26 protein-coding genes are annotated in these 25,870 nt (G+C 68.0%); 14 read left to right on the forward strand and 12 right to left on the reverse strand.

Annotation, left to right across the window (positions count from 1 at the left end):
* Positions 1-4 precede the first annotated feature (4 nt).
* The 3 genes from SOM10_RS04045 (at position 5) to SOM10_RS04055 (ending at position 3,362) form a co-directional block, all read left to right on the forward strand.
* Positions 5-1,270: a sensor histidine kinase gene (locus SOM10_RS04045; RefSeq protein WP_320488533.1), complete on the forward strand. Its 1,266-nt coding sequence runs from the start codon at positions 5-7 to the stop codon at positions 1,268-1,270.
* Positions 1,267-1,935 carry a response regulator gene (locus SOM10_RS04050; protein WP_053096436.1) on the forward strand — a complete coding sequence of 223 codons (669 nt, stop codon included), beginning with the start codon at positions 1,267-1,269 and terminating at the stop codon, positions 1,933-1,935. Before SOM10_RS04045 ends, SOM10_RS04050 begins: the two co-directional genes overlap by 4 nt.
* Before the next feature lie 110 nt (positions 1,936-2,045).
* Positions 2,046-3,362, forward strand: coding sequence for an acyltransferase (locus SOM10_RS04055; RefSeq protein ID WP_320488534.1), 1,317 nt, complete (start codon positions 2,046-2,048; stop codon positions 3,360-3,362).
* Here the strand turns inward: SOM10_RS04055 and SOM10_RS04060 are convergent.
* From SOM10_RS04060 to SOM10_RS04070, 3 genes are read right to left on the reverse strand one after another with little or no spacing between them, the layout of a single operon-like run.
* On the reverse strand, positions 3,309-3,860 hold the full coding sequence (locus SOM10_RS04060) for an energy-coupling factor transporter transmembrane component T (protein ID WP_320488535.1): 552 nt from the start codon (positions 3,858-3,860) through the stop codon (positions 3,309-3,311). The two genes, SOM10_RS04055 and SOM10_RS04060, sit on opposite strands and share 54 nt — an antisense overlap.
* A 38-nt stretch (positions 3,861-3,898) precedes the next feature.
* Positions 3,899-4,591: an energy-coupling factor ABC transporter ATP-binding protein gene (locus tag SOM10_RS04065; RefSeq protein WP_320488537.1), complete on the reverse strand. Its 693-nt coding sequence runs from the start codon at positions 4,589-4,591 to the stop codon at positions 3,899-3,901.
* Positions 4,581-5,171: a biotin transporter BioY gene (locus SOM10_RS04070; protein WP_414683564.1), complete on the reverse strand. Its 591-nt coding sequence runs from the start codon at positions 5,169-5,171 to the stop codon at positions 4,581-4,583. Before SOM10_RS04070 ends, SOM10_RS04065 begins: the two co-directional genes overlap by 11 nt.
* Before the next feature lie 53 nt (positions 5,172-5,224).
* Here SOM10_RS04070 and SOM10_RS04075 point away from each other — a divergent pair, with 53 nt between their 5' ends.
* Positions 5,225-5,839, forward strand: a complete 615-nt coding sequence (locus tag SOM10_RS04075; protein WP_320488541.1) for a TetR family transcriptional regulator — start codon at positions 5,225-5,227, stop codon at positions 5,837-5,839.
* Here SOM10_RS04075 and SOM10_RS04080 read toward each other — a convergent pair.
* From SOM10_RS04080 to sufB, 7 genes are read right to left on the reverse strand one after another with little or no spacing between them, the layout of a single operon-like run.
* Complete coding sequence (locus SOM10_RS04080; protein ID WP_320488543.1) at positions 5,787-7,172, reverse strand: MFS transporter; 1,386 nt, start codon at positions 7,170-7,172, stop codon at positions 5,787-5,789. The two genes, SOM10_RS04075 and SOM10_RS04080, sit on opposite strands and share 53 nt — an antisense overlap.
* On the reverse strand, positions 7,169-8,323 hold the full coding sequence (locus SOM10_RS04085) for a MalY/PatB family protein (RefSeq protein ID WP_320488544.1): 1,155 nt from the start codon (positions 8,321-8,323) through the stop codon (positions 7,169-7,171). Before SOM10_RS04085 ends, SOM10_RS04080 begins: the two co-directional genes overlap by 4 nt.
* Before the next feature lie 2 nt (positions 8,324-8,325).
* A complete protein-coding gene (locus SOM10_RS04090) occupies positions 8,326-8,655 on the reverse strand; it encodes a metal-sulfur cluster assembly factor (protein WP_053096448.1) in 330 nt (109 codons plus the stop codon).
* A 10-nt stretch (positions 8,656-8,665) separates the two neighbouring features.
* Positions 8,666-9,436, reverse strand: coding sequence for a Fe-S cluster assembly ATPase SufC (gene sufC / locus SOM10_RS04095; protein WP_053096451.1), 771 nt, complete (start codon positions 9,434-9,436; stop codon positions 8,666-8,668).
* Positions 9,437-9,763, reverse strand: coding sequence for a non-heme iron oxygenase ferredoxin subunit (locus tag SOM10_RS04100; RefSeq protein ID WP_053096453.1), 327 nt, complete (start codon positions 9,761-9,763; stop codon positions 9,437-9,439).
* Positions 9,760-10,965: a Fe-S cluster assembly protein SufD gene (sufD, locus tag SOM10_RS04105; RefSeq protein ID WP_320488546.1), complete on the reverse strand. Its 1,206-nt coding sequence runs from the start codon at positions 10,963-10,965 to the stop codon at positions 9,760-9,762. Before sufD ends, SOM10_RS04100 begins: the two co-directional genes overlap by 4 nt.
* Complete coding sequence (gene sufB, locus SOM10_RS04110) at positions 10,966-12,384, reverse strand: Fe-S cluster assembly protein SufB (protein ID WP_053096457.1); 1,419 nt, start codon at positions 12,382-12,384, stop codon at positions 10,966-10,968.
* Positions 12,385-12,616: 232 nt separating this feature from the next.
* Between sufB and SOM10_RS04115 the strand changes: the two genes are divergently transcribed.
* On the forward strand, positions 12,617-13,720 hold the full coding sequence (locus SOM10_RS04115; RefSeq protein ID WP_320488547.1) for a COX15/CtaA family protein: 1,104 nt from the start codon (positions 12,617-12,619) through the stop codon (positions 13,718-13,720).
* Positions 13,721-13,792: 72 nt separating this feature from the next.
* Positions 13,793-14,236 (forward strand): hypothetical protein, encoded by a 444-nt coding sequence (locus tag SOM10_RS04120; protein ID WP_320488548.1) that lies wholly within the window; start codon positions 13,793-13,795, stop codon positions 14,234-14,236.
* Here the strand turns inward: SOM10_RS04120 and SOM10_RS04125 are convergent.
* Positions 14,182-15,087, reverse strand: coding sequence for a heme o synthase (locus SOM10_RS04125; RefSeq protein ID WP_053099149.1), 906 nt, complete (start codon positions 15,085-15,087; stop codon positions 14,182-14,184). The genes SOM10_RS04120 and SOM10_RS04125 overlap by 55 nt on opposite strands.
* Before the next feature lie 366 nt (positions 15,088-15,453).
* On the opposite strand from SOM10_RS04125, the gene tkt reads away from it, so the two are divergent.
* The 6 genes from tkt to pgl are packed head-to-tail and all read left to right on the forward strand — an operon-like array spanning position 15,454 to position 23,553.
* On the forward strand, positions 15,454-17,550 hold the full coding sequence (tkt, locus tag SOM10_RS04130; protein WP_320488549.1) for a transketolase: 2,097 nt from the start codon (positions 15,454-15,456) through the stop codon (positions 17,548-17,550).
* Entirely contained in the window at positions 17,547-18,659 is a 1,113-nt protein-coding gene (tal, locus tag SOM10_RS04135) for a transaldolase (protein WP_053096462.1), read from the forward strand. Before tkt ends, tal begins: the two co-directional genes overlap by 4 nt.
* Positions 18,656-20,263 (forward strand): glucose-6-phosphate isomerase, encoded by a 1,608-nt coding sequence (locus tag SOM10_RS04140; protein ID WP_295101028.1) that lies wholly within the window; start codon positions 18,656-18,658, stop codon positions 20,261-20,263. Before tal ends, SOM10_RS04140 begins: the two co-directional genes overlap by 4 nt.
* A gap of 22 nt (positions 20,264-20,285) precedes the next feature.
* Positions 20,286-21,836, forward strand: a complete 1,551-nt coding sequence (gene zwf, locus SOM10_RS04145; RefSeq protein WP_053096466.1) for a glucose-6-phosphate dehydrogenase — start codon at positions 20,286-20,288, stop codon at positions 21,834-21,836.
* Positions 21,833-22,768 carry a glucose-6-phosphate dehydrogenase assembly protein OpcA gene (locus tag SOM10_RS04150; RefSeq protein ID WP_187249754.1) on the forward strand — a complete coding sequence of 312 codons (936 nt, stop codon included), beginning with the start codon at positions 21,833-21,835 and terminating at the stop codon, positions 22,766-22,768. Before zwf ends, SOM10_RS04150 begins: the two co-directional genes overlap by 4 nt.
* Positions 22,768-23,553 carry a 6-phosphogluconolactonase gene (gene pgl / locus SOM10_RS04155; protein ID WP_320488554.1) on the forward strand — a complete coding sequence of 262 codons (786 nt, stop codon included), beginning with the start codon at positions 22,768-22,770 and terminating at the stop codon, positions 23,551-23,553. The genes SOM10_RS04150 and pgl overlap by 1 nt, the downstream gene beginning before the upstream one ends.
* A gap of 12 nt (positions 23,554-23,565) precedes the next feature.
* Here the strand turns inward: pgl and SOM10_RS04160 are convergent, their stop codons facing one another.
* Positions 23,566-24,549: a DMT family transporter gene (locus SOM10_RS04160; protein WP_053096472.1), complete on the reverse strand. Its 984-nt coding sequence runs from the start codon at positions 24,547-24,549 to the stop codon at positions 23,566-23,568.
* A 61-nt stretch (positions 24,550-24,610) separates the two neighbouring features.
* On the opposite strand from SOM10_RS04160, the gene def reads away from it, so the two are divergent.
* Both def and SOM10_RS04170 read left to right on the forward strand, forming a co-directional pair.
* Positions 24,611-25,177 (forward strand): peptide deformylase, encoded by a 567-nt coding sequence (def, locus tag SOM10_RS04165; protein ID WP_072591388.1) that lies wholly within the window; start codon positions 24,611-24,613, stop codon positions 25,175-25,177.
* Positions 25,178-25,299: 122 nt separating this feature from the next.
* Positions 25,300-25,812 (forward strand): septum formation family protein, encoded by a 513-nt coding sequence (locus SOM10_RS04170; RefSeq protein ID WP_233277329.1) that lies wholly within the window; start codon positions 25,300-25,302, stop codon positions 25,810-25,812.
* Positions 25,813-25,870: the final 58 nt, after the last annotated feature.

Here is a 25,870-nt window from a genome sequence, read left to right on the forward strand (position 1 = left end):
ACTCATGGCACGTCGCCTGCCCCGCACACCCCGCACACCGCGGACTCCCCGCATCAGTCGTCGAACGGCCGCGCTCGCCGCGCTCACCGTGGCGAGCCTGGCGCTCTTCGCGGTGCTCGTGTCGCTGCAGACCGTGCTGTACGGCACCGCGTTGCCGCTGACGTTCATCCTCGGCGCCGCACTCTGCTCGGCACCGCTGCTCTCCCTGCGGTATCCGCGGTGGGCGATCGCGATGTTCTGCTCTGCGGCGTTCGCGCTCCCGCTGCTGGTCGTGCCCGATCAGGCGACCGAGGCGCCGTGGCCGTGGTCGGTGCCCGCGCTCGTCACCTTCGTCCTCTTCGTGGGCGTCGTGACCTTCGTCCACGGCGCGCGCCTGGGCGTCGTCCCGCTCGGCGTCGGCGCGCTGCTCTCCCTCACGGCCCCGCTGCTGCGCCCCGAGATCGTCGCCACTCCGGCGACGGCAGGCAGCGCCACGGCAGATCTCATCGTGACCACGTCTGTGGCCGCAGCCGTGTTCCTGGTCGCCATACTGGTCGCAGGACGCGTGAGGGTATCTGCCGAGCTCACGAAGGAACGGGAGCATTCAGCCCTCGAAGAGTCCCGCCGCGCGCTCGTCGAGGAGCGCACCCGTATCGCTCGCGAACTGCACGACGTCATCGCCCACAGCATGTCGGTCATCCAGGTGCAGGCGTCCACTGCTCGATACCGACTGCCCGAGATCGGCGACGCGGCGACGTCGGAGTTCGAGAGCATCGCGGCCACAGCGCGGGGATCGCTCACCGAGATGCGGCGGATGCTGGGCGTGCTGCGCACCGAGGACCAGGCGGCCGAGCTGGCGCCGCAGCAGAGCATCGACGACATCCCGGCCCTCGTCGACACGATCCGGCGCGCCGGCGTGACGGTGGGGCTCGAGATGACGGGCGCGTTCACCGACGCCCCGCAGGCCGTGCAGATCGCCGCCTTCCGCATCGCGCAGGAGGCGCTCAGCAACGCGGTACGGCACGCGTCCGGCGCCGCCGTCACGGTGCGCCTGCAGGCGCATCTCCACGCCATCGGCATCCGCGTCAGCAACGGCCGCGCCACCACCCCACCGGCTCACCCCAGCGGAGGCTATGGACTTCGCGGCATGCGTGAGCGCGTCGAACTGCTCGGCGGGTCCTTCACCGCCGGCCCCACCGCCGAGGGCGGGTGGGAGGTCATCGCCTCCCTCCCGCTGCACGAGCGTCCATCGAGCGAGACCACCGCTCCGATCACCCAGGAGAACCCGTGACGATCAGCGTCCTCATCGCCGACGACCAGGCGATGGTGCGCGCCGGATTCGCCGCTCTGCTCGATGCGCACGAGGGCATCCGTGTCGCGGGTCAGGCGGCCGACGGAGCCGAAGCCATCACCCTCGCTGCCCGCCTCGATCCGGACGTCATCCTGATGGACGTGCGGATGCCGCAGGTCGACGGCATCGAGGCCACTCGGCGCATCCTCGGACCCGCCTACCCTGCGGCTCATGTGCCGAGGATCCTCATGCTCACGACCTTCGACATCGACGACTACGTCTACGACGCGCTCGAGGCCGGCGCGAGCGGATTCCTGTTGAAGGACGCTCTTCCCGAGGAGCTCGTGCACGCCGTGCGCGTCGTCGCCGGCGGCGATGCCCTGCTCGCCCCCAGTGTGACGCGGCGCATGATCGAGCAGTTCGCCGGACGTCGGCCCCGCACTGCGAAGGCGGCGACCTCGCTCGCGGACCTGACCGATCGGGAGCGGGAGGTGCTGGTGCTCATCGGTCGCGGACGGTCGAACAGCGAGATCGCGTCCGACCTCTTCATCGCCGAGCAGACCGTGAAGACGCATGTCGGCAAGGTGCTCGCCAAGCTCCGACTCCGCGACCGCGTGCACGCCGTGATCCTCGCCTACGACACGGGTCTCGTCGAGCCCTCCTGAGCCGCTGCTCCGGGTCACACCGCAGTAGGGGTGCGAACCAGCCCGGAGGGTGATCCCCCGACCGGCACCGCGTCCATACGCTCCTCGGACACCCATCCGAGGAGGACTCCATGGCCATCGTCGAAGCGCCGCCCCGCATCGCTCCCCGCCCCCCGCTGCCGGCCGGTCGTGATGCCGCGATCGACCTGCTGCGAGCGATCTGCGTCGCAGGAGTCGTGCTGCTTCACGCCATCATGGTGGGCGTCACGATCGCCGACGGCAGCCCGGTCTTCGCGAACGCGAGCGAGGGCACCTCGTGGATCATCCCCGTGAGCTGGGTCCTCCAGGTCATGCCGCTGTTCTTCATCATCGGAGGCTTCGCCGGTCACATCGCCTTCCGGCGGTCGCAGGCGCGCGGCGGCACCGCATCCGACTTCATCGCAGCCCGCGTGCATCGCCTGCTCCGGCCCGCACTGTTCGCCATCGCCGTCGTCGGCGTCGCGCTCGCCGCTCTTCGCGTCGCAGGTGTTCCCGCCGAGATCATCGCCACCGCCGGCTTCCGCTACAGCCAGCCGCTGTGGTTCCTCGGAGTCTTCCTGGGCTGCCAGGCGCTCCTCCCGGCACTCTCGAGAGCCCACGCGCGCAGGCCCCTGATCACCGTCGCAGCCCTCGTGTGGGCATCGGTCTGCGTCGATGTGGCCCGGGCGAGCACCGGGGTCGAGGGACTGGGGTTCCTGAATCTCGCCTTCGTGTGGCTCGCACTCCAGCAGATCGGGTTCTTCCTCGCCGACGGCACGATCGACCGGCTGCCTCGAGCGACGCGGGCCCTGGTGGGAGCAGCGGCTCTGACCGCCCTCATCGCAGCGTTCGCGACCGGGATCTACTCCCCCGACCTCATCGCGAACATCAATCCCCCGACCGCCGCGCTGCTGCTCGTCGGCGTCGTGCACCTGAGCGCCGTCTCGCTTCTGCGCGATCGCATCGACGCGCTCAGCCACCGGCCGGTCCCCGCCGCGTTCGGCGCCTTCGTCAATCGCCGCACCATGACGATCTACCTGTGGCACATGCCGGTACTGCTCGCCATGGCGGGGATCTCGGCCGTCGCCTCACTCGTCAGCGGAATCGCGCTGCCGGATCCGAGTTCCGTCTCCTGGTGGGTGTCGCGTCCGATCTGGCTCGCCGTCGCCCTGACTCTGACAGCGGCGATCGCGACCTCCCTCACCCGCATCGAGACGCAGCCGTCGCCGCGATCCGCTGACAGGACGCACCGGGTCGTGATCGCCGCCGTCCTGGGCATCGCCTCCGTCGTCCTGCTCCTCGTCGCGGGGACGACCGTGCTCACTGCCTCGGTCGCCGCCGGCGGGATGCTGCTGTCCCTGCGCATCGCCCGCCGATCACACGAGACCGCGAGCGGCGAGAGCGTCGCCGACGTCGTCCGCGTGGCGTAGTGTCCTGACCATGAGCGGCACCGCGCCTCGCACGCCGCGACGGATGCCGCGTGCGAGGTGGGCCTCGGTGACCGCATGGGCGAAGCCTGCGACCACCGGAATCATCGTGAGGGTCAGTGAGATCGTCATCGCGACGGCATCCGCATCGATGCCCAGTCGGCGCAGCGGTCTCAGCATCCGATGCAGCACCGCGAGCAGATCGCCCATCCGGGTGGTGATCGTGAGAAGCGACGCCAGCAGCAGCAGTGATGCCACCCTGGCCGTGCTGACCCATGCCGTGAGCGGTGAGGCGAAGATCCACAGTGCGGCCCCGAGAACCAGTACGAGCCACCGCAGCCGCCACGCCTCGACGAGCAGGGTCGTCACCGGAAGGCCGGCGGCGAGATAGAGCAGGCAGACGACGAGAAGCGCGGCTGTGACGCTCCATCGATCGTGCGGATAGCCGGACGAGACGAGCGCGAGCACGGCGAAGACGGCGAGCTTGGGGCCCGCCGGCATCCGGTGGACGATACTCGCCCCCGGCCGATAGGACTGGATCACGCGGCCAGCTCGCGATACTCGGCGACCACGTCCGGCGGGGCGCCCGACGCGATGATCGAGCCCGCCTCGAAGAGGACCGCGTGGTCGCACCTCGCTGCGAGCTCGAGGTCGTGGGTGACGATGACGACCTGGGCGGGAAGCGCCAGCAGCAGATCCGAGATCCGTCGGGAGTTGCGCAGGTCCAGCAGGGTCGTCGGCTCGTCGGCGACGATCAGCTGCGGTTCGGTGATCAGGACAGACGCGAGAGCCAGCATCTGCTTCTGACCGCCGGACAGCTCCGACGCCGGCACGTCCGCCCGATCGGTCAAGCCGTGCTCGGCGAGTGCCGCGGCCACGCGTCTGTCGACGTCCGCACGAGAGGATCCGCGAAGCGACAGCGCGAGGTCCTCGGCTGGCGTCGGCATGAGGATCTGCGCCTGCGGATCGGTGAAGACGAAACCCACGCGCCGCCGCAGAGCCTTCACATCCCGACGAGAATCGAGACCGTGCACCGTGACGCGCCCTGCATCCGGGAGCACGAGGCCGTTCAGCAGACGCGCGAAAGTCGACTTTCCTGAACCGTTCGCGCCGATGACCGCGATCCTCGCCGTCGTGAGCTCGATGCTCACATCGCGCAGGATCGGCTGCCCCTCCCGCTCGACGGTGACATCGTCGACCGAGATCGATCCGGTCGTGGTCTCAGACCGCACGGACGGATGCCGGCACGGATGAGGCACTCGTGCCGAAAGCTCGAGGGTACGCGCGCCGTAGCGCGAGGACCAGCGCTGTGGCCGCTGCCGCCTTGAGCAGATCGCCGGGGAGGAAGACGAGACTCGCCAGTGCGGTGGGTCCCAGGTCGAGCCCGAGTACGAGCGCGGTGACGGGCACCCCGCAGACGTACACGACCACGATGCCGCCGACGACGACCCCGAGGGCGATCCGCCACCAGCTGGGCCGACCGCTGCGCACGATCAGTCCGATGACGATGACGCCCAGGAGCCACCCGAGCAGGTAGCCGGCTGTCGGACCGACGAAGACGCCGAGACCGCCACGGCCACCGGCGAGGACGGGGAGCCCGACCGCTGCCAGCACCAGCACGAGGAGCACCGAGAGCGGGGCCGACCGCGGGCCGAGTACAGCGCCGGCGAGCATCACCCCCAGGGTCTGCGCGGTGATGGGCACCCCGCCGGGGATCGGGATCGTCACCAGTCCGAGGACGATGATGAGCGCGGCGAAGATCGCCACCCTCGCGAGTTCGCGACCGAGGTCGTCTGCGTGCCGAGCCATCATCCATCACCTTCCTGAACACCGTTCACTTGAACGGTGTTCACTATACTGACGGGATGACCCCGGAGCACAACTCGACCCGTCACGACCGCGACGGCGTCGCGCGCGCTGCACTCGCGCTCCTCGACGAGGTCGGCCTCGCCGACCTCTCGATGCGGCGGATCGCCGGCAGGCTCGATGTGCAGCCGAGTGCTCTCTATTGGCACTTCTCGAGCAAGCAGGAGCTGCTGGCGGAGTTGGCCGATCGCATCACCGCGGGCATCCCGCGCGACGATGCGGACGTGTTGACCACCGCCCGCAGCATCCGCGACGCGCTCTTCACCTATCGCGACGGGGCCGAACTCGTGCTCAGCACGTATGCCCTGCGTCTCGGCTCGTCGTATGCGCACACCGCACTGGAAGCCGCGCTGACGCGCCACGGCCGGTCGGACGCACCGGAGCGAGCAGCCGCACTCCTGCACTTCGTGCTCGGCCATGCGACTCTCGTTCAGCAGCGGATGCACGCCGACAGCCACGGAGCAGCGCTCGACGACCACACGATCGACGTCACAGCGGGACTCGACCGCATCTTCGACCTCGGTGTGGCCGCGCTCGCCGGAGAGTCATCCGGCGCCGACCTCACCGCTCGGGCGACTCCGCGTCCGTCAGCTCCGCGGCGTGACCCAGCCTGAGTCCTGGCACGAACGCCAGGAGCACCAGACCGAGACAGAACGCGAAGACGACGCCGAAGGCGCTCGCACCACCGCCGAGGCTGGCGACGGCGAGACCTGCGAGAGCGATGACGACCGCGGCGCCCGTGGAGTCCGAGATCGACAGAGCTGACGAGTTGAAGCCCTGGTTGCCGGCATCCGAGTACGCGAGCGTGAGCACGGTGAGGCGGGGATAGAGCAGCCCCATGCCGCCGCCGGCGAAGGCCCATCCCACCACCACGAAGAGCGGCGAGAACCCCCAGAGCGCTGCGAGGAGCACGAACACCAGCGCACAGACCAGCAGAGAGAGACTGATGACGGTGATCCTCGTGTTGCCGAGGCGTTCACCGAACCTCCCCTGCAGCGCGGACGCGCCGGCCCAGGCGAAGGCGGCGAACATCAAGGCGATGCCCGCCCACGTCGCCGTGAACCCGAACCTCTCCATGAGCAGGTACGGGATGTACGCTTCCGCGGCGAAGAACGCGCCGGCGACGACGCCCCGCATGAGTACTACGCTCGGCAGGCCCCGGCCGGCGCGCAGAGTGTGTCGAGGCAGCAGCGGCAGCACGGCCACGGCGATGACGGCCACCGAGCCCAGTGCGACCGACCATCCGATCTGCGCGGTCATCTCGGCCGTGAAGCCGATCAGCACGGCGAACACCGCGACGACGACGGCGAGCATCAGACGAGTCACGAGAGCTCGACGGTCCTGTGGTTCGCCATGCCCGAGGTCGACGCCGCGCAACCGGATCGCGATCATGAGAAAGGCGGCCGTCGTCAGCACGGCCACCCCGAGGAATGCCCACCGCCAGTCGAGGTACTCGGCGACGGCACCCGCGAGGAACGGGCCGATCATCGACGGCACCACCCAGGCCGCGGCGAACGCCGCGAAGACCCTTCCGTGCAGGTGGGGCGGATACAGGCGGGCCACCACGACGTACAGGGCCACCGTCTGTCCGCCCGCACCGAGCCCCTGCACCAGGCGGCCGATGAGGAACTGATCCATCGTCACCGCGAACCCCGACAGCAGAAGGCCGGCGATGAACAGCGACACGGCGGCGTACAGCGCACCCCGGGGCCCGCGCGCGTCCGACCAGGCACCCGCGGCGACCATCCCGATCACGCTCGTCGCCAGTGTCCCCGCGAAGGCCACCGCATACAGCGCCTGGCCGTCGAGCGCCTCGCTGACGATCGGCATGACGGTCGTCACCGCCAGAGCCTCGATCGCCGCCAGGAAGATCAACGCGACCGCGCCGGCGGTGACCCAGAGGCGTTCTCGGTCCCAGATCGACGATGTCGCGCGATCGACCGTCATCGATCCACGAGCGTCGCGATGCGCTCGATGGCCTCGGTGATGATCTCCGGACTCGTCCCGAAGTTCAGCCGCACGAATCCCCTGCCCTGCTCGCCGAAGGCGGGGCCGAAGTGCAGGGCCACCTTCGCCTCCTTGAGGATCCGACGCGCGGGGTTGTCGCCCCATCCGAGAGCCGAGAGATCGATCCAGGCGAGGTAGCCGGCATCGGGCATCCGGTAGCGGGCACCGGGGAGCTTCGATGCGAGCAGGTCCTCGAGGAGTACGCGGTTCGCGTCGAGTGTCGCGAGCAGCCCGTCCAGCCACTCATCGCTCTCCTCCGAGAAGGCGGCAACAGCCGCGAGCAGACCGAACTGACCGGTGCGCCACTCGACCTCGATCGGCAACCCGCGCACGACCGCGCTCGTCGATTCGGAAGCGGTCACCATGAGGGCGCACTTGAGGCCGGCCAGATTGAAAGCCTTGCTCGCGCTGACGACCGCATACCCCACGCGCTCGGCGGCCTCGCCCGTGTCGAGGAACGGCGTGAAGCCGGTTTCCGGCTGGGCGAGCGGTGCGTGGATCTCGTCGGAGACCACCGCCGCGCCGAACTCGTCGGCGATCTCGGCCAGCGCCGCGAGCGCGTAGCGACTGTGGACGGTGCCCGTCGGGTTGTGAGGATTGCAGAGCAGGATCGCGGTCGCGCCGTCCTCGAACGCTGCACGGACGCCGTCGAGATCGAGTTCCCACCCCATCCCCGTGTCGATGAGAGGCACCCGTTCCACCTCGGCGCCGGCCTCGGACACCAGGTCGAAGAACGGCGGGTACACGGGAGGGGTGACGACCACGCGCTCTCCCGGCTGCGTCACGCGGCGGAGTATCTCGACGATGCCCATGCTCACATCGGCCGTGGTGCGCATCCGCGTCGGATCCGCCTCCCAGCCGAAGCGACGGCGTGCGAACGCCGCGTAGGTGTCGGGCAATGGTGTCCGCGAGGCGATGTACCCCGTGTCTCCGAGCTCGACGGCGCGACGCAACGCGTTCGAGACCTCCGGTGCGAGCGGGAAATCGGTCTCCGCGACGAAGAGCGGAAGCACGTCGGCGGGATACTCCCGCCACTTCTCGCTGCTACGTCGTCTGAGCTCCGCCAGAGGCAGAGCCGTGACTTCGAGCATTCTCAGATGGCGAAGCCGAGGGCGCGCATCATGTCGCGCCCGTCGTCTGTGATCTTCTCCGGACCCCACGGCGGCATCCACACCCAGTTGATGCGGAAGCGGTCGACGACGTTGTCCAGAGCCTGCGCGGTCTGGTCCTCGAGCACGTCCGTCAGGGGGCAGCCGGCGCTGGTCAGCGTCATGTGGATGACGAGAGCATCGTTCTCGTCATCCCAGGCGAGGTCGTAGATGAGGCCGAGGTCGACGACGTTGATCCCGAGTTCCGGGTCCATGACGTCTTTGAGCGCCTCGGTGACCTCGTCGTACTTCGCGTCCGTGAGGGTGGCTGTCATGCGAATCAGCCTACGCCTCGATGGGGGCTGCGGGGTCGAGGAAACGGTCGTATCCCTCTTCCTCGAGCCGGTCTGCGAGCTCAGGGCCGCCCTCTTCGACGATCTTGCCCGCGACGACCACATGCACGAAGTCCGGACGGATGTAGCGGAGGATACGGGTGTAGTGCGTGATCAGCAGCACGCCGAGTCCGGTCGACTCCTTGGCGCGATTGACGCCTTCCGAGACGATCTTCAGCGCGTCGACGTCGAGGCCCGAGTCGGTCTCGTCGAGAATCGCGAACTGCGGCTTGAGGACCTCGAGCTGCAGGATCTCGTGACGCTTCTTCTCGCCACCGGAGAAGCCTTCGTTGACGTTGCGCTGAGCGAACTTCGGGTCCATGCGGAGGTTCGCCATGGCCGCCTTGACGTCCTTGGTCCAGCCGCGGATCGCCGGAGCTTCGCCGTCGAGTGCCGTCTTGGCGGTGCGGAGGAAGTTCGTCACCGTCACGCCGGGGATCTCGACCGGGTACTGCATCGCGAGGAACAGGCCGGCGCGCGCGCGCTCGTCGACGCTCATCGCGAGCACATCCTGGCCGTCGAAGGTGATCGAGCCGGAGGTCACGGTGTACTTCGGGTGGCCGGCGATCGTGTACGCGAGCGTCGACTTGCCCGAGCCGTTGGGGCCCATGATCGCGTGCGTCTCACCGGTGTTCATGGTGAGGGTGATTCCGTTGAGGATCGGGGTGGTACCCGCCTCGGTCTCGACCGTCACGTGCAGGTCGCGGATTTCGAGAACAGACATTCAGACTTCCTTCGTCACAGTCGGGTCGATGAGCACGTCGTCGCCGTCGATCTCGACGACGTAGACCGGAACGGGCTCATAAGCAGGGAGGTTCTGGGGCTTGCCGGTGAGCAGCGAGAACGCGGAGCCGTGGGCCCAGCACTCCACCGTGTCACCTTCGACGAAGCCTTCGGCGAGAGAGATGTCGCCATGCGTGCAGGTGTCCCCGATGGCGTGGATCACGCCTTCGGAGTCCTTGATCACGGTGATCGGGACGCCGTTCGGCTCGACGCGGATCGGCATGTCCTGCTCGAGTTCCGCGACGCCGCACACGCGCTCGGCGCTCATGCGTTCACCTCGGCGAGCTCCGTCTCGATCGCGTCGAGCAGCTCGGTCTCCAGTGCCGGGATTCCCAGGCGCTGAACGATGTCGGTGAGGAATCCGAGCACGACGAGTCGGCGCGCTTCCTCTTCGCTGATGCCGCGGGCCTGCAGGTAGAACAGCTGCTCGTCATCGAAGCGCCCCGTGGCGCTGGCGTGGCCGGCGCCGAGGATGTCCCCGGTCTCGATCTCGAGGTTCGGGATCGAGTCGGCGCGTGCACCCTCGGTGAGCACCAGGTTACGGTTCGCCTCGTAGGAGTCGGTGCCCGTCGCGTCGGCGCCGATGAGCACGTCGCCGATCCAGACGCTGTGCGCTCCCTGCCCCTGGAGCGCACCCTTGTAGAGCACGTCGCCCTTGGTGTGCGGGCCCTTGTGGTGCAGGTAGACCTGGCTCTCGAGGTGCTGCCCGGCATCGGCGTAGGACAGTCCGTAGAGGTACCCCTCGGATCCGCCGCCGGCGAGCTCGACGCTCGGGTTCACGCGCACGACTCCGCCGCCGAAGCTGATCACGAAGTGCTTGAGCGTGGCATCCGCATCGACCCTGGCCTGATGCGCAGAGGTGTGCACGGCCTCGTCCTGCCACTGCTGCAGGCTGATGACAGTGAGCTTCGCGCCATCGCGGACGATGATCTCGACGTTCTGCGAGTACTGCGCGGCTCCGGTGTGCTGGAGCACGACGGTGGCCGAGCTGTGCTCGAGGGCCTCGATCACGATGTGGGCATCGGCGCGCAGTTCGGCGCCGAGGCCCTCGATCGAGACGAGGATCGGCTCAGCGACCTCTTCTTCGCGCGGGATGCGGATGTGCAGCGCCTCGGACGAGCCCTGCCAGGCGACGGCCGCCGTGATGTCCTCGGCCAGGAAGACCTCCCCGCGCGGGGCATCACCCGCGGCGAGCGGTGCCGCCACGTACTTCTCGCCGTCACCGAACGAGTAGCGCACGCCCTCGGTCAGACCTGCCACCTCGAAGAGGGCGGAGAGCTTGGCCACCGGAGTGTGCTTCCAGTTGACCTCGCGGCCGGTCGGCGAACCGAAGTCCGCGGGTTCGAAGGAGTGCGGACGCTCCGAGCGGGTCTGCACCGGGACGAATCCGGCATCCGAGACCTGAGCTGCGGGGTCGATGTGCGCGTTCGTGTGCTGCGCCTCGCTGGGCGCTGTCGTCGAGGCCGCCATTTAGCCGACCGATCCTTCCATGCCCATTTCGATGAGCTTGTTCAATTCCATCGCGTACTCCATGGGCAGTTCGCGCGCGATCGGCTCGATGAAGCCGCGCACGATCATCGCCATCGCCTCGTCCTCGGGCATGCCGCGGGACTGCAGGTAGAAGAGCTGCTCCTCGCTGACCTTCGAGACGGTGGCCTCGTGGCCCAGCTGCACGTCGTCGACCCGGATGTCGATGGCCGGGTATGTGTCGGAGCGCGATTTCGTGTCCACCAGCAGCGCGTCGCAGCGCACGGTGTTCGCGGAGTGGTGCGCGTTCGCGTCCACCCTCACCTCGCCGCGGTATCCCGCACGTCCACCGCCGCGGGCGATCGACTTGGAGACGATCGACGACTGCGTGTACGGAGCCATGTGGATCATCTTCGCGCCGGCATCCTGGTGCTGGCCGGGGCCCGCGAAGGCGACCGAGAGGGTCTCGCCCTTGGCGTGCTCGCCCATCAGGTAGATCGACGGGTACTTCATCGTCACCTTGGAGCCGATGTTGCCGTCGACCCACTCCATCGTCGCGCCCTCATGGGCGACGGCTCGCTTGGTGACGAGGTTGTAGACGTTGTTCGACCAGTTCTGGATCGTCGTGTACCGAACGCGGGCGTTCTTCTTCACGATGATCTCGACGACGGCCGAGTGCAGCGAGTCCGACTTGTAGATCGGAGCGGTGCAGCCCTCGATGTAGTGGACGTAGCTGTCCTCGTCGGCGATGATCAGGGTCCGCTCGAACTGGCCCATGTTCTCGGTGTTGATGCGGAAGTACGCCTGCAGCGGGATCTCGACGTGCACGCCCTTGGGGACGTAGACGAACGAACCTCCCGACCACACGGCCGTGTTGAGCGCGGCGAACTTGTTGTCGCCGGCCGGGATCACGGTGCCGAAGTACTCCTCGAAGAACTCGGGGTGCTCGCGGAGCGCGGTGTCGGTGTCCATGAAGATGACGCCCTGCTCCTCCAGATCCTCGCGGATCTGGTGGTAGACGACCTCGGACTCGTACTGCGCTGCGACGCCGGCGACGAGGCGCTGACGCTCGGCCTCGGGGATGCCGAGGCGCTCGTACGTCTCGCGGATCTCAGCCGGGAGATCCTCCCAGGACTGGGCCTGCTTCTCGGTCGAGCGCACGAAGTACTTGATGTTGTCGAAGTCGATCTCGCTGAGGTCTGCACCCCAGGTCGGCATCGGCTTGCGACCGAAGAGCTGATAGCCCTTGAGTCGGGTCTTCAGCATCCATTCGGGCTCGTGCTTGAGCGCCGAGATCCCGCGGACCACCTCTTCGGAGATACCGCGCTTGGCGATGGCTCCGGCGGCATCTTCGTCATGCCACCCGAATTCGTACACCCCCAGGCCGTCAAGCTCCGGGCGGTCGATCAGCACATCCGACATCACACACTCTCCTCACAGGTCCCAAACGGTGTCATCCGCCCCGACACACCTGATCCCCGTCGAGTCTGCGGGAGCGGGTGCCGTTGGTGGGCCCTCATCACCGGCGCATCCATCGCGCCTAAACTGTTAGCGATGCTTCAGCGCGGTCAGCGCTCATCACAACAATCCGATTCTACAGGTTCCGCCTGAAGACAGGGCCGCTCGCCGTGTCCGGCGCGGTTCGGAGAGACTTATGCCCGAGACGACGATCTCCTCCCCCACGAACGCGGCAGCGTCGACGCATGCGATCCTCTGGGGGCGAGCGCTTCGCGTCTTCGCCTGGCTCTCATTCCTCGCACAGACCATCATCATCGGCACCGGCGGCGCCGTGCGGCTGACCGGATCAGGCCTCGGATGCTCCGAGTGGCCGCTCTGCACGCCGGAGTCGCTCGTCCCGATCTATGCCGATCAGGGAATCCACGGCATCATCGAGTTCGGCAACCGCGTCATGACGGGTGTGGTCGGCGTCATCGCCCTCGCCGTCCTGCTGCTCGTGCTGGCGCGCACCGGGGGGAAGGCCACGGTGTTCTCGGCCCTCCGCTTCGCCGCCGCCGGAATCCTGGCGGCCGGGGTCGTGTTCTTCATCTTCACGCTCGTCGACCTCCCCGCCACGCCCTTCGCGATGGCGGCTCTGCTCGTGACGGTCATCGCCGCCACGGTCAGATCGGTCAGGGTGACGACCGAAAGGCGGGATCTCGTCATCCTCGCCTGGGTCGTGCTGATCGGCGTCGTCGCGCAGGCTCTTGTGGGCGGCATCACGGTGCTCACGGGACTGAACCCCTTCATCGTCGGATTCCACTACGTGTCGTCCCTCCTCCTTGTGTGCGTGACCGCGGCCTTCCTGGTCAGGCTCTACGCCGCGCCCGGACCGCGTGAGCGCGCGGTGCCGACCTGGTTCGCGGCACTGAGCCACATCACCGGTCTCGCCCTCGCCGTGACGATCCTGTTCGGCGTGCTGACCACCGGTTCCGGGCCGCACTCCGGCGACGCGGCCGTCGAGCGCCAGGGATTCGACGCCACGGTGCTCGCCCACGTGCACTCCTGGCCGGGATACATCCTTGCCGCGCTCGTCGTCACCTTGACGATCGCCGCGTGGGTGCTGCACCTACGACCGCGCAGATGGCTGCTCGTGCTCGTGCTGGCGATCCTGGTGCAGGTCGGCGTGGGCGTGTGGCAGGCGCGCGAAGGCCTCCCGCCGGTGCTCGTGGGCATCCACATGGTGCTCGCCTCGCTGTCGGCGGCTGCGTACACCGTGGTGGTGCTGAACCTGAAGAAGCCGGCCGCTGCGAAGGCCTGACCCCGGCTGCGCACAGGGGACGCATAGCCCGGGCATCAGCGGCTCATCAGTTCGTCGTGCACCGTTGCGGACATGAACAAGTCATTGACACGCAGCATCGGCTTCTGGCTCCTCCTCGTGCTCTCGCTCGCTTCAGCGGGAGTGGGCGGGTGGCTGATCGCCGGCCAGGTCGGCACCATGACGAGCACTCTGCTCGACGGCACGGCGACCGGCATCGAGGTCTACGTGGGGCAGTCGCTCGTCGTCGTCGGAGCCGCGCTTCTGGGCGCCGGCGTCATCGGCGTGCTGATCGCCGTCGGTCTGAGTGCGGTGCAGGCGCTCCTGCCTTCTCCTGCACCCGCAGTCGTCGGGCCGATCGATGGGACGAACGAGTCAGCTGAGGCCGATGAGGCCGAACCCATCGACTCCGAGATCCCCGCGACAGCGGCGGACGACGAGCTGGTCGGCGACGCCGAGCAGGATCAGAACGGCAGCAGCGGGTCGACCGCGACGGCCACGAAGATCAGCGTCAGATAGGTGATCGAGGCGTGGAAGACTCGCATCGGCCGCGCCTCGTTGCCCCGCACCGCCTGGTTGTACAGGCGGTGCGACTCATAGATGAACCAGCCGCCGAACACCGCGGCGGAGACGCCGTAGACGAGGCCCATGTTCGCGATCGGGATCAGCAGCAGCGAGCAGGCGACGGTCGCCCAGGCATAGAGAATGACCTGGAGGCCGACCTGTGAGGCGTTGCGGGTGACACCGAGCATGGGCACGTCGACGTCGTCGTAGTCGTCCTTGTACTTCATCGACAGCGGCCAGTAATGCGGCGGCGTCCAGAGGAAGATGAGCGCGAACAGGATGAACGCGGGCCAGTCGAGCGAGCCGGTGACGGCAGCCCAGCCGATGAGCACCGGGAAGCACCCGGCGATGCCGCCCCAGATGATGTTCTGCTCGGTGCGTCGCTTGAGGATCATCGTGTAGATGACGACGTAGAAGAAGATGGCGGATGCCGACAGCGTGGCCGCCAGCCAGTTCGTGGTGAACCACAGCCATACGGTCGAGACGACGGCGAGCGTCCAGGAGAAGATCAGCGCGCCTCGCGGGCTGATCTCGCCGGTCACCAGCGGACGGTTCTCCGTGCGATGCATGTGGGCATCGATGTCGCGGTCGAGGTACATGTTGAACGCCGCAGCCGAGCCGGCGCTCAGCGAGCCGCCGATCACGGTGGCCAGCACCAGCCACATGTCGGGGAGACCGCCCTGAGCGAGGAACATCACCGGGACGGTCGACACCAGCAGCAGTTCGAGGACGCGCGGCTTGGTGAGGGCGACGTACGCCTTCACGGTGCGACCGATGGACTTCTTCACAACGGTCTGATCAGACATCGTCGAGATCTCGATCGCCTCCTCCACACGCGTCACGACAGCGTTTCCCAGTCTAGGGCACGCCGGGCGCAGGGCTCGCCCGCCCCGATGATCATCGCTCCACCGACCCTCGCATCCGGGCTCCCGGGACGCGACGGGATCGCGTTCCAGGACTCCTGATCCGCAGTTCCACCGCTCATCGCAAGCCTCGACGAAGGCATGGAATTACTGGACGGGTGGAGCGTTGTAAAGGGGGGTAACGAGTCGAACCTCGGCGCTATGCTGAAATGACTCGCGCGTCCGGCGCACATCACAAACCCCTCCGTATCGTTGCGGACTGCGATCGTGCAATCCGGCGCTCTCGAACAGTTGCAGAAGGGCTTCACAGTGTCGGAATTGCAGTGGGATGAGATCGACCGACGCGCGGTGGACACCGCGCGTCTTCTGGCTGCGGATGCCGTGGAGAAGGTCGGCAACGGCCACCCCGGCACCGCGATGAGCCTGGCTCCGGCCGCGTATCTCCTCTATCAGCGGGTGCTTCGTCACGACCCGACCGACACCGACTGGCTGGGTCGTGACCGTTTCATCCTCTCGGTCGGACACTCCTCTCTCACCCAGTACGTGCAGCTCTACCTCGGCGGCTTCGGCCTCGAGCTCGACGACCTCAAGGCGCTGCGCACGTGGGGTTCCCTCACCCCGGGCCACCCCGAATACGGTCACACCAAGGGCGTCGAGATCACCACCGGCCCGCTGGGACAGGGACTCGCTTCCGCCGTCGGCTTCGCCTACGCCGCCCGCTACGAGCGCGGCCTGTTCGACCCCGAGGCAGAGGCGGGCACCAGCCCGTTCGATCACTTCGTCTACGTGATCGCCGGTGACGGCGACCTCCAGGAAGGCGTCACCAGCGAGGCCTCCTCGCTCGCGGGCCACCAGGAGCTCGGCAACCTCATCGCGATCTACGACTCCAACCAGATCTCGATCGAGGACGACACGAACGTCGCCTTCACCGAAGACGTCGCCAAGCGCTACGAGGCCTACGGCTGGCAGGTCCAGGTCGTCGACTGGAAGAAGACCGGCGAGTACGTCGAGGACGTCGCCGAGCTCAACGCGGCCATCGAGGCCGCGAAGGGCGAGACCTCGAAGCCGTCGCTCATCATCCTGAAGACGATCATCGGCTGGCCCTCGCCCGGCAAGCAGAACTCCGGCAAGATCCACGGCTCCGCGCTCGGCGGCGACGAACTCGCCGCAACGAAGAAGGTCCTGGGCTTCGACCCCGAAGAGCACTTCGCCATCGCCGACGACGTCATCGCCCACACCCGCGCACTCGCGGATCGCGCCGCGGAGACCCGCGCCGAGTGGCAGAAGTCGTTCGACGCGTGGGCGGCGGCCAACCCTGAGCGCAAGGCGCTGCTCGACCGCCTCGAGGCGAAGGAGCTGCCGGCCGACATCACCTCGGCGCTCCCCGTCTTCGAAGGCGGCAAGGACGTCTCGACGCGTGCGGCCTCCGGTCAGGTCATCAACGCCCTCGCCGCCGAGCTTCCCGAGCTCTGGGGCGGATCGGCCGACCTCGCCGAGTCGAACCTCACCACGATCAAGGACTCGAAGTCCTTCATCCCCGCCGAGTGGTCGACCCACGAGTGGTCGGGCGACCCCTACGGCCGCGTGCTGCACTTCGGCATCCGCGAGCACGCCATGGGCGCCATCGTCAACGGCATCGTGCTGCACGGCCCGACGCGCGCCTTCGGCGGCACCTTCCTCATCTTCAGCGACTACATGCGCCCGCCGGTGCGTCTGGCCGCGCTGATGAACGTCCCCAGCATCTTCGTCTGGACCCACGACTCCGTCGCACTCGGAGAGGACGGCCCGACGCACCAGCCCGTCGAGCAGATCGCGACGCTCCGCGCCATCCCGAACTTCACCCTGGTGCGTCCGGCTGACGCCAACGAGACCTCGGCTGCCTGGCTCGAGATCCTCCGACGCCACGAGGGCCCCACCGGCATCGCGCTGACCCGTCAGAACATCCCGGTGTTCGAGCGCGGCCAGGGTGCAGCCGACGGCGACCTCTTCGCCTCGACAGACGGTGTCTCGAAGGGTGCATATGTGCTCGCCGAGGCGCCGAACGGCACCCCCGACGTGATCATCATCGCGACCGGGTCCGAGGTCCAGCTGGCGGTCGATGCCCGTGCGGCCCTGGCCGACGAGGGCGTCAACGTCCGCGTCGTGTCGGCTCCGTCGCTCGAGTGGTTCGACGAGCAGGACGAGGCATACCGCGAGTCGGTCCTGCCGAAGGCCGTCACCGCCCGCGTCTCGGTCGAGGCCGGCTCCGTCCTCAGCTGGCGCGGCATCGTGGGCGACCGCGGCCGTTCGGTCGGCATCGACCACTTCGGCGCCTCCGCCGACTACAAGACCCTGTTCCAGAAGTTCGGCATCACCACCGAGGCCGTCATCGCGGCCGCACGCGAGACCATCAAGGAGAACGCATGAGCACCCCCACCGCAGACCTCGCAGCAGCCGGTGTCAGCATCTGGCTCGACGACCTGTCCCGCACCCGCATCTCGTCCGGCAACCTCGCCGAGCTGATCGAGTCGCGCAACGTGGTCGGCGTGACCACCAACCCGACGATCTTCGCGAACGCGATCACCGACAAGAACAACACCTCGTACGACGCTCAGGTCACCGAGCTCGCAGCGTCGGGCGCCACGGCGGAAGAGGCCGTGTTCGCCGCGACCACGCAGGACGTCGCCGCCGCTCTCGACGTCTTCCGCCCCGTGTGGGAGAAGTCGGGCCACGTCGACGGCCGCGTCTCCATCGAGGTCTCCCCCGACCTCGCGCATGACACCGAGGGCACCGTCGCACAGGCCAAGCAGCTGTGGGCAAAGGTCGACCGTCCGAACCTGCTCGTGAAGATCCCCGCGACGAAGGCGGGCCTGCCTGCCATCACCGAGGCGATCGCATCGGGCATCAGCGTCAACGTCACCCTGATCTTCAGCCTCGAGCGCTACGCCGAGGTCATCGACGCCTACCTCACCGGTCTCGAGCGCGCGCACAGCGCCGACTTCGATCTGTCGAGCATCCACTCCGTGGCCTCGTTCTTCGTGTCGCGCGTCGACACCGAGACCGACAAGCGCCTCTCGGCGATCGGCACCGACGAGGCCGAGGCGCTCAAGAGCAAGGCAGGCCTCGCGAACGCGCGTCTCGCCTACGAGCTCTACGAGCAGAAGTTCGCCGAGAAGCGTGCGCAGGACCTGATCAAGCTGGGCGCCAACCCGCAGCGTCCGCTGTGGGCGTCGACCGGCGTCAAGGACCCGGCCCTGCCCGACACGCTCTACGTCACCGAGCTCGTGGCGAAGGACGTCGTCAACACGATGCCGGAGAAGACGCTCGAGGCCACCTTCGACCACGGCGTCGTCACCGGTGACACGATCACGGGCGGCTACGACGAGGCTCGCGCCGTGTTCGCCGGTCTCGCCGACCTCGGCATCGACTTCACCGACGTCACCCAGGTGCTCGAGGACGAGGGCGTCGCCAAGTTCATCGACTCCTGGCACGATCTGCTGACGCAGGTGGCTGAGGGCCTCGAGGCGCAGCGATGACGTTTGCGATCCACGCCTCGGGCGCGGCTCGGGTCGCGATCGACGAGACGGTTCCCGCTCTCGTCCACGACCTGGTCGCCTCGCGGGTGACCGGCGGTGACGCAGCCCTGTGGGGTCCCGCCGCCGAGTCCGAGGCGTCGATCCGCCTGGGCTGGGTCGAGGCGGTATCCGTCTCGCGCCCCCTCGTCGCCGAGATCGTCGCCCTCCGCGCCGATCTGCACGCGAAGGGTGTGAATCGGGTGGTGCTCGCCGGCATGGGCGGGTCATCGCTCGCCCCCGAGGTGATCGCCCAGACCGCCGGTGTCCCGCTGACGATTCTCGACTCGACCGCGCCGAGCCAGGTGCTCGCCGCGCTCGACGAGGGCCTGGAGAACACCGTGCTGGTCGTCTCCTCGAAGTCAGGCTCGACCGTCGAGACCGACTCGCAGCGTCGCACTTTCGAGGCCGCGTTCCGCGACGTGGGCATCGACCCGCTCGAGCGCATCATCGTCGTGACCGACCCGGGCTCGCCGCTCGACGTCTCCGCCCGTGAAGCCGGCTACCGCGTGTTCAACGCCGACCCGCACGTCGGCGGACGGTACTCGGCCCTCACCGCCTTCGGCCTCGTACCGTCGGGGCTCGCGGGCGCTGACATCGCCGAGCTCCTCGACGAGGCCGAGGCCTCGCTCCTCGAGGTCGCCATCGACTCGGCCGACAACCCGGCACTCCGGCTGGCCGCGGCGATCTCCGCCACCACGCCGCGACGCGACAAGCTCGGTCTCATCACCGACGGCACGCACATCAACGGGCTCCCCGACTGGATCGAGCAGCTCATCGCGGAGTCCACCGGCAAGGACGGCACCGGCATCCTTCCCGTCGTCCTGCTGCCCGTGTCGCCGGAGCTCGACTCCCGACCCGCCGATCTCCAGATCGTGCGGCTCGTCGACGACGCGAACGAGTTCCACCTGCGCGAACGTCACGAGGGCGAGATCCTCGTCAGCGGTTCGCTGGGTGCGCAGCTCATCGTCTGGGAGTACGCGACCGCCATCGCCGGGTATCTGCTCGGCATCAACCCGTTCGACCAGCCCGACGTCGAGTCGGCGAAGGTCGCCGCCCGTGGACTGCTGGATGCACGTCCCGCTCCGACGGCACCGGCGTTCGTCGAGAACGGCGTCGAGGTCCGCGTCTCCGACCCCGCTCTCGCGGCGTCGGGCACCGTCGAGGGCGTGCTCGACGCGCTGTGGGCTGCGCTGCCGGAAGACGGCTACGTGTCGATCCAGGCATACGTCAACAGGCTCGACGTCCCGCAGCTGCAGGGTCTCCGCGAGCTCGTCGCCGCCGACTCCGGTCGGCCGACGACGTTCGGATGGGGACCCCGATTCCTGCACTCCACCGGCCAGTATCACAAGGGCGGGCCGGCGCAGGGCGTGTTCCTGCAGATCCTGGAGCGCACGGATGTCGACCTCGAGATCCCCGAGCGCCCGTTCACGTTCGGACAGCTCATCGAGGCACAGGCCGCCGGCGATGCCGGTGTCCTCGCCGAGCACGGCCGTCCGGTCGTCTCCCTGACGATCACCGATTCGTCGGCCGACGTCCTCACCCTCTTCGAAGCCGCACAGAAGTAACAGCCAGGAGAATCCCCCACCGATGTCTGTTCCCATCTCGCGCGGGCACAACCCGCTGCGTGACCCCGATGATCGCCGCCTCAACCGGATCGCCGGGCCCAGCGCCCTCGTGATCTTCGGTGTGACCGGAGATCTGTCACGCAAGAAGCTCATGCCCGCCGTCTACGATCTCGCCAACCGCGGACTCCTGCCTCCCGGATTCGCCCTCGTGGGCTTCGCCCGTCGAGACTGGGAGGACCAGGACTTCGCCCAGGTCGTGTACGACGCCGTGAAGCAGCATGCACGCACGCCCTTCCGCGAAGAGACGTGGGCCCAGCTGCTGCAGGGCATCCGCTTCGTCTCGGGCGAGTTCGACAACCCCGAGTCCTTCCGCAAGCTGCGCGACACGGTCGATCAGCTCGACGTCGAACGCGGCACGATGGGCAACCACGCGTTCTACCTGTCGATCCCGCCGAAGGATTTCCCCCTCGTCGCGAAGCAGCTCAAGGACTCCGGCCTCGTCGGAGCGAATGACGACGACGATGAGCGCTGGCGACGTGTCGTGATCGAGAAGCCGTTCGGCCACGACCTCGAGTCGGCGCGCGAACTCAATGCCGCCCTCGAGGTGGCGTTCTCCGCCGACTCGATCTTCCGCATCGACCACTACCTCGGCAAGGAGACGGTCCAGAACATCCTGGCCCTGCGCTTCGCGAACGAGCTGTACGAACCGATCTGGAACCGCAACTACGTCGACCACGTGCAGATCACGATGGCCGAGGACATCGGCGTCGGTGGCCGTGCGGGCTACTACGACGGCGTCGGCGCGGCGCGCGATGTCATCCAGAACCACCTGCTGCAGCTGCTCGCGCTCACCGCCATGGAAGAGCCGATCAGCCTGTCCGCCGAGCACCTGCGTGCCGAGAAGGAGAAGGTTCTCGCTGCGGTCCACGTGCCGGAGGATCTCTCGCTCGCGACCGCCCGCGGGCAGTACGCGGGCGGCTGGCAGGGTGGCGAGCAGGTGACCGGATTCCTGGACGAGGACGGGATGAACCCCGAGTCCGCGACCGAGACCTATGCCGCGATCAAGCTGGAGATCGACACCCGGCGCTGGTCCGGCGTCCCGTTCTACCTTCGCACCGGGAAGCGTCTGGGGCGTCGTGTGACCGAGGTCGCCGTCGTGTTCAAGAAGGCACCGGAGCACCTCTTCGGCCGCTCGAACACGGCAGAGCTCGGCCAGAACGCGCTCGTCATCCGCGTCCAGCCCGATGAGGGCGTCACGATCCGCTTCGGATCGAAGGTGCCCGGAAACGGCACCAACGTGCGCGATGTCACCATGGACTTCGGTTACGGCCACGCGTTCACCGAGGCGAGCCCCGAGGCGTACGAACGTCTGATCCTCGACGTGCTCCTGGGCGACCCGCCGCTGTTCCCGCGCCATGAGGAGGTCGAGCTCTCCTGGAAGATCCTCGACCCGGTGGAGAAGTACTGGGCAGCCGAGGGCGGCCCGGTCGACCAGTACGCACCCGGTTCGTGGGGTCCGGCATCCGCCGACGACCTCCTTGCCCGTGATGGACGAGTGTGGAGACGCCCATGATCATCGACCTTCCCGACACGACCGTCAGCCAGGTCGCCAAGCAGCTCGTCAAGGTGCGCGAAGAGGGCGGCGCCGTCGCACTCGGCCGTGTGCTCACGCTGATCATCTCTGCACGCAACGGCGTCGCAGAGGCAGCGATCGACGCGGCAAACGACGCGTCCCGCGAGCACCCCATGCGTGTCATCGTTCTCACCACGGGTGAGGGCGAGTCGCGTCTCGACGCTCAGATCCGCGTCGGCGGTGACGCCGGCGCCTCCGAGGTCGTCGTCCTCCGGGCCTACGGGGACGCCGCCAGCAACGAGGAGAGCCTGGTCACAGGTCTGCTCCTGCCCGACGCCCCCGTCGTCGCCTGGTGGCCCGAAGAGGCGCCGACATCGCCGGCCTCGTCTCCCCTCGGCAAGATCGCGCAGCGCCGCATCACGGATGCCGCGACCGCACCCGATGTTCGCGACCGCCTGGGACTGCTCGGCGAGACCCACGCGCCCGGCGACACCGACCTCGCGTGGACCCGTCTCACGCACTGGCGCGAGCAGCTCGCCGCCGTGCTCGATCAGCCGCCGTTCGAAGAGGTCACCGCTGTCGAGGTGCGCGGTGGATCGGCCTCGCCGTCGACCGCGCTTCTCGCCGCATGGCTGCAGATGGCCCTCGACGTCCCGGTGACCTGGTCGTACGAAGACCCCGAGCACTGGCAGGAGGGCATCAAGTCGGTGCGTCTGCGCCGCTCGTCGGGCGACATCCTGCTCGAGCGCCCCACGCCCGGCGTGGCCGTGCTCACGCAGCCCGACCAGCCCGACCACGACCTGCACCTGCCGCGCCGCACGCTGCGGGAGTGCCTCGCCGAGGAGCTGCGTCGCCTCGACCCCGACGTCCTGTACGGTCGAGTGATCACCGAGGGCTGGGAGAAACTGGGTCCGCCCCAGACAGGAGAATGATGTCGACGAAGACAGCGCCCGCAGAGAAGCGGGTCGTGGTCGAAGCCACGCCCGCAGCACTTGCCGCGAGCGTGGCCGACAGATTCCTGACGCGCCTTCGTGCGCGCACGCGCAACGGCCGCATCGCCCACATCGCCCTCACCGGCGGTTCGATGGGCGGTGCGGTTCTGCGTGCGACGCGCGACGACCCCAGGTCGAGTCAGATCGACTGGTCGCTGGTTCACTTCTGGTGGGGCGATGAGCGGTTCGTCGCTCGCGACGACGCCGATCGCAATGCGGTGCAGTCGCGTGAGGCCCTGCTCGACCACATTCCCGTCCCCGCCGAGAACATCCACGAGGTCGCTGCTGCGGACGAGGGGCTGACCCTCGACGAGGCGGCTTCGGCGTACGCGGCGGATCTCGCGCGCTACGGGACCGACGAGCACCCGTGGCCGTCGTTCGCGGTCTGCTTCCTCGGCGTGGGGCCCGACGGCCACATCGCCTCACTCTTCCCCGATCGCCCCGAGGTCACCGTGACGGACGCCGCCGCGCTGCCGGTTCGCGACTCTCCCAAGCCTCCGCCGGAGCGTGTCACGCTGACGCGCCCGGTGCTCAACGCGTCGAAGCGTGTCTGGCTGGTCCTCACCGGCGCGGACAAGGCGTCGGCGCTCGGACTCGCCCTCGCGGGAGCGAGCTACACCAACGTTCCAGCCGCGGGCGCCAAGGGCCGCAAGCGCACCGTCTTCTTCGTCGACGAGGCCGCTGCGTCAGAGGTCTCGCCCGACCTCATCGACCCGGCGTACTGAAGTCGAGAGAACTCAGGCCTCGGGGTCTTTTGTCGCGTCGTCACTGCCGCGCGTGATCCCGAGGTCCTGGCTGTCGCTCAGCACCTGCGGGTGGTACCGCGCGAGGTTGACGACGCCCCAGATCGCGATGGCACCGGCCACGGCGAAGATCACGAGGACCCACGGCGGTGACGCCGCGGCCTCTCCGAGCACGACCATGCCGATGAGCACGGCGACCATGGGGTCGACGACCGTCAGTCCGGCGATGACGAGATCCGGCGGCCCCGAGCTGTAGGCGGACTGGACGAAGTACGCTCCGACGGCGCCGGCCGCGATCAGCGCGATGACGCACACGAGGGTGATCCACTCGAAGTTGCCGGCGCTGATCCGGCTGATGACGGCTTTGGCGAGAGTGGCGACGAAACCGTAGAGGATGCCGGCGCCGATGACGTAGAACAGAGCGCGCATGCGGTGGCGGAGCACCAGCCAGCAGGCGCCGAGCACGATGATGACGACCAGCAGGATCGCCAGGATCGTGAAGAGCTCGGTGTCGGTGATCTCCTTCTCCGTGGCGTAGATCGCCGCGAAGAAGACGAACAGGAAGATGCCGCCCACACAGCAGACGATCGCGATGATCGACTTCCTGGTCGGCGAATGACCCGAGATCCGTGCGTTGAGCAGCGTGGTGATGACAAGCGCGATGGCGCCGAGCGGCTGCACGACCATCAGCGGCGCTTGAGAGAGCGCCGCGAGCTGACACACGATCGCCAGGCCGAGCATCAGCGTTCCGGCTATCCAGGAGGGCCGGGTGAGCAGGCCCTTCATCTGGCTCATGCTCAGACCGCTGGCTCCGTCGGATCCGCTGAGCCGCTCCACCTTCTCGACGCCACGATGCTGATACTGCGCGCCGAGAGACATGAAGACGGCACCCGCAAGCGCGAGGGGGATGCCGAGGAGCAGTTTCGGGTTCTGGAAGACACCGACCAGCTGCTCGGTGACGTCTTCCGCCCCAGTCATCCATACGGAGATGCTCACCCTTCGACCCTACCCGGCGATGTGCGCCGAGTAGGGTTATGGCGTGGCTGTTCTTCCTATTCGCATCATGGGCGACCCCGTCCTGCACTCCCCCGCTTCCGTCGTCGAGGAGATCTCCGACGACATCCGCACGCTCGTCGCCGACATGTTCGAGACGATGGACCGGGCCCCGGGAGTCGGTCTCGCCGCACCCCAGGTCGGTGTGCCGCTGCGCATCTACACGTACGCGTACGTCGACGATGACGAGCAGCCGTGGCGTGGCGTGATCATCAACCCTGAGCTCTGGATGGTGCCGCTGGAGCCCGGCGAGCCGGACGACGAGCTGGAGTCCGAAGGCTGCCTCTCGTTCCCGGGTGAGCGATTCCCGCTGCGGCGCTCGGAGCGGGTGCGGGTCTCAGGCGTCGATCTCGACGGGGCGCCTGTGGAGATCGCGGTCGACGGCTGGCGCGCCCGCATCATGCAGCACGAGTTCGACCACCTCGACGGCATCCTCTACATCGACCGCCTCTCGGACGGCGACTGGAAGACCGTCCAGAAGATCGCGAAGAAGCGCGGGTGGGGCAAGCCCGGCGCGAGCTGGGTCCCCGGCATCGACGATCTGGAAGCCTGACCTTCCCTCCCAGCCCGCTCACAGTCTTCTCGGAGTTGCATCACAGACTCCGGCCCGGATACCGTGCTTGAGGTGGTATTTCAATATGCCACTCACCAAGAGGCTCTGGAGGGGACGAAATGATGAAGATGCGCACGCGACGCGCACTGGCGCTGGCAGGTTCTGCTGTGGCGCTGTCGGTCGCACTGACCGGCTGCAGCGCGCTGAACGGCATCCTGGGGGGCGGTTCGGGCGACGCCGACCGCGACGAGGACACCGGACAGGTGACCGAGAGCTCGAACATCGACATCTTCTCGCTGAAGCTCGGCGACTGCAAGATGGCGAGTGCAAGCGGTCTCATCGAGGACGCCGACGTCGTCCCATGCGACCAGCCGCACGATGAAGAGGTCTACTACGAGATCACGATGGACGACGGCGAGTTCTCCGAGGAGAACATCGACGCCGCGTCGCAGGAGTGCATCGGCGACGCCTACACGAGCTTCGTCGGTGTCGCCTTCGAGGCCTCGGTGCTCGAGGTCTACCCGATCACGCCGACCCAGCAGACCTGGGACGAGCTGAACGACCGCGTCGTGCAGTGCGTGATCTCCGACCCCGCCGGCCAGACCACCGGGTCACTCAAGGGCGCAGCGCGCTGATCTCGCTCTGATCCACCGAACGAGGCTCCGTCATCCGACGGGGCCTCGTTCGCGTATC

It is taken from the genome of Microbacterium sp. CFBP9023 (assembly GCF_034045055.1).
Lineage (GTDB): Bacteria > Actinomycetota > Actinomycetes > Actinomycetales > Microbacteriaceae > Microbacterium.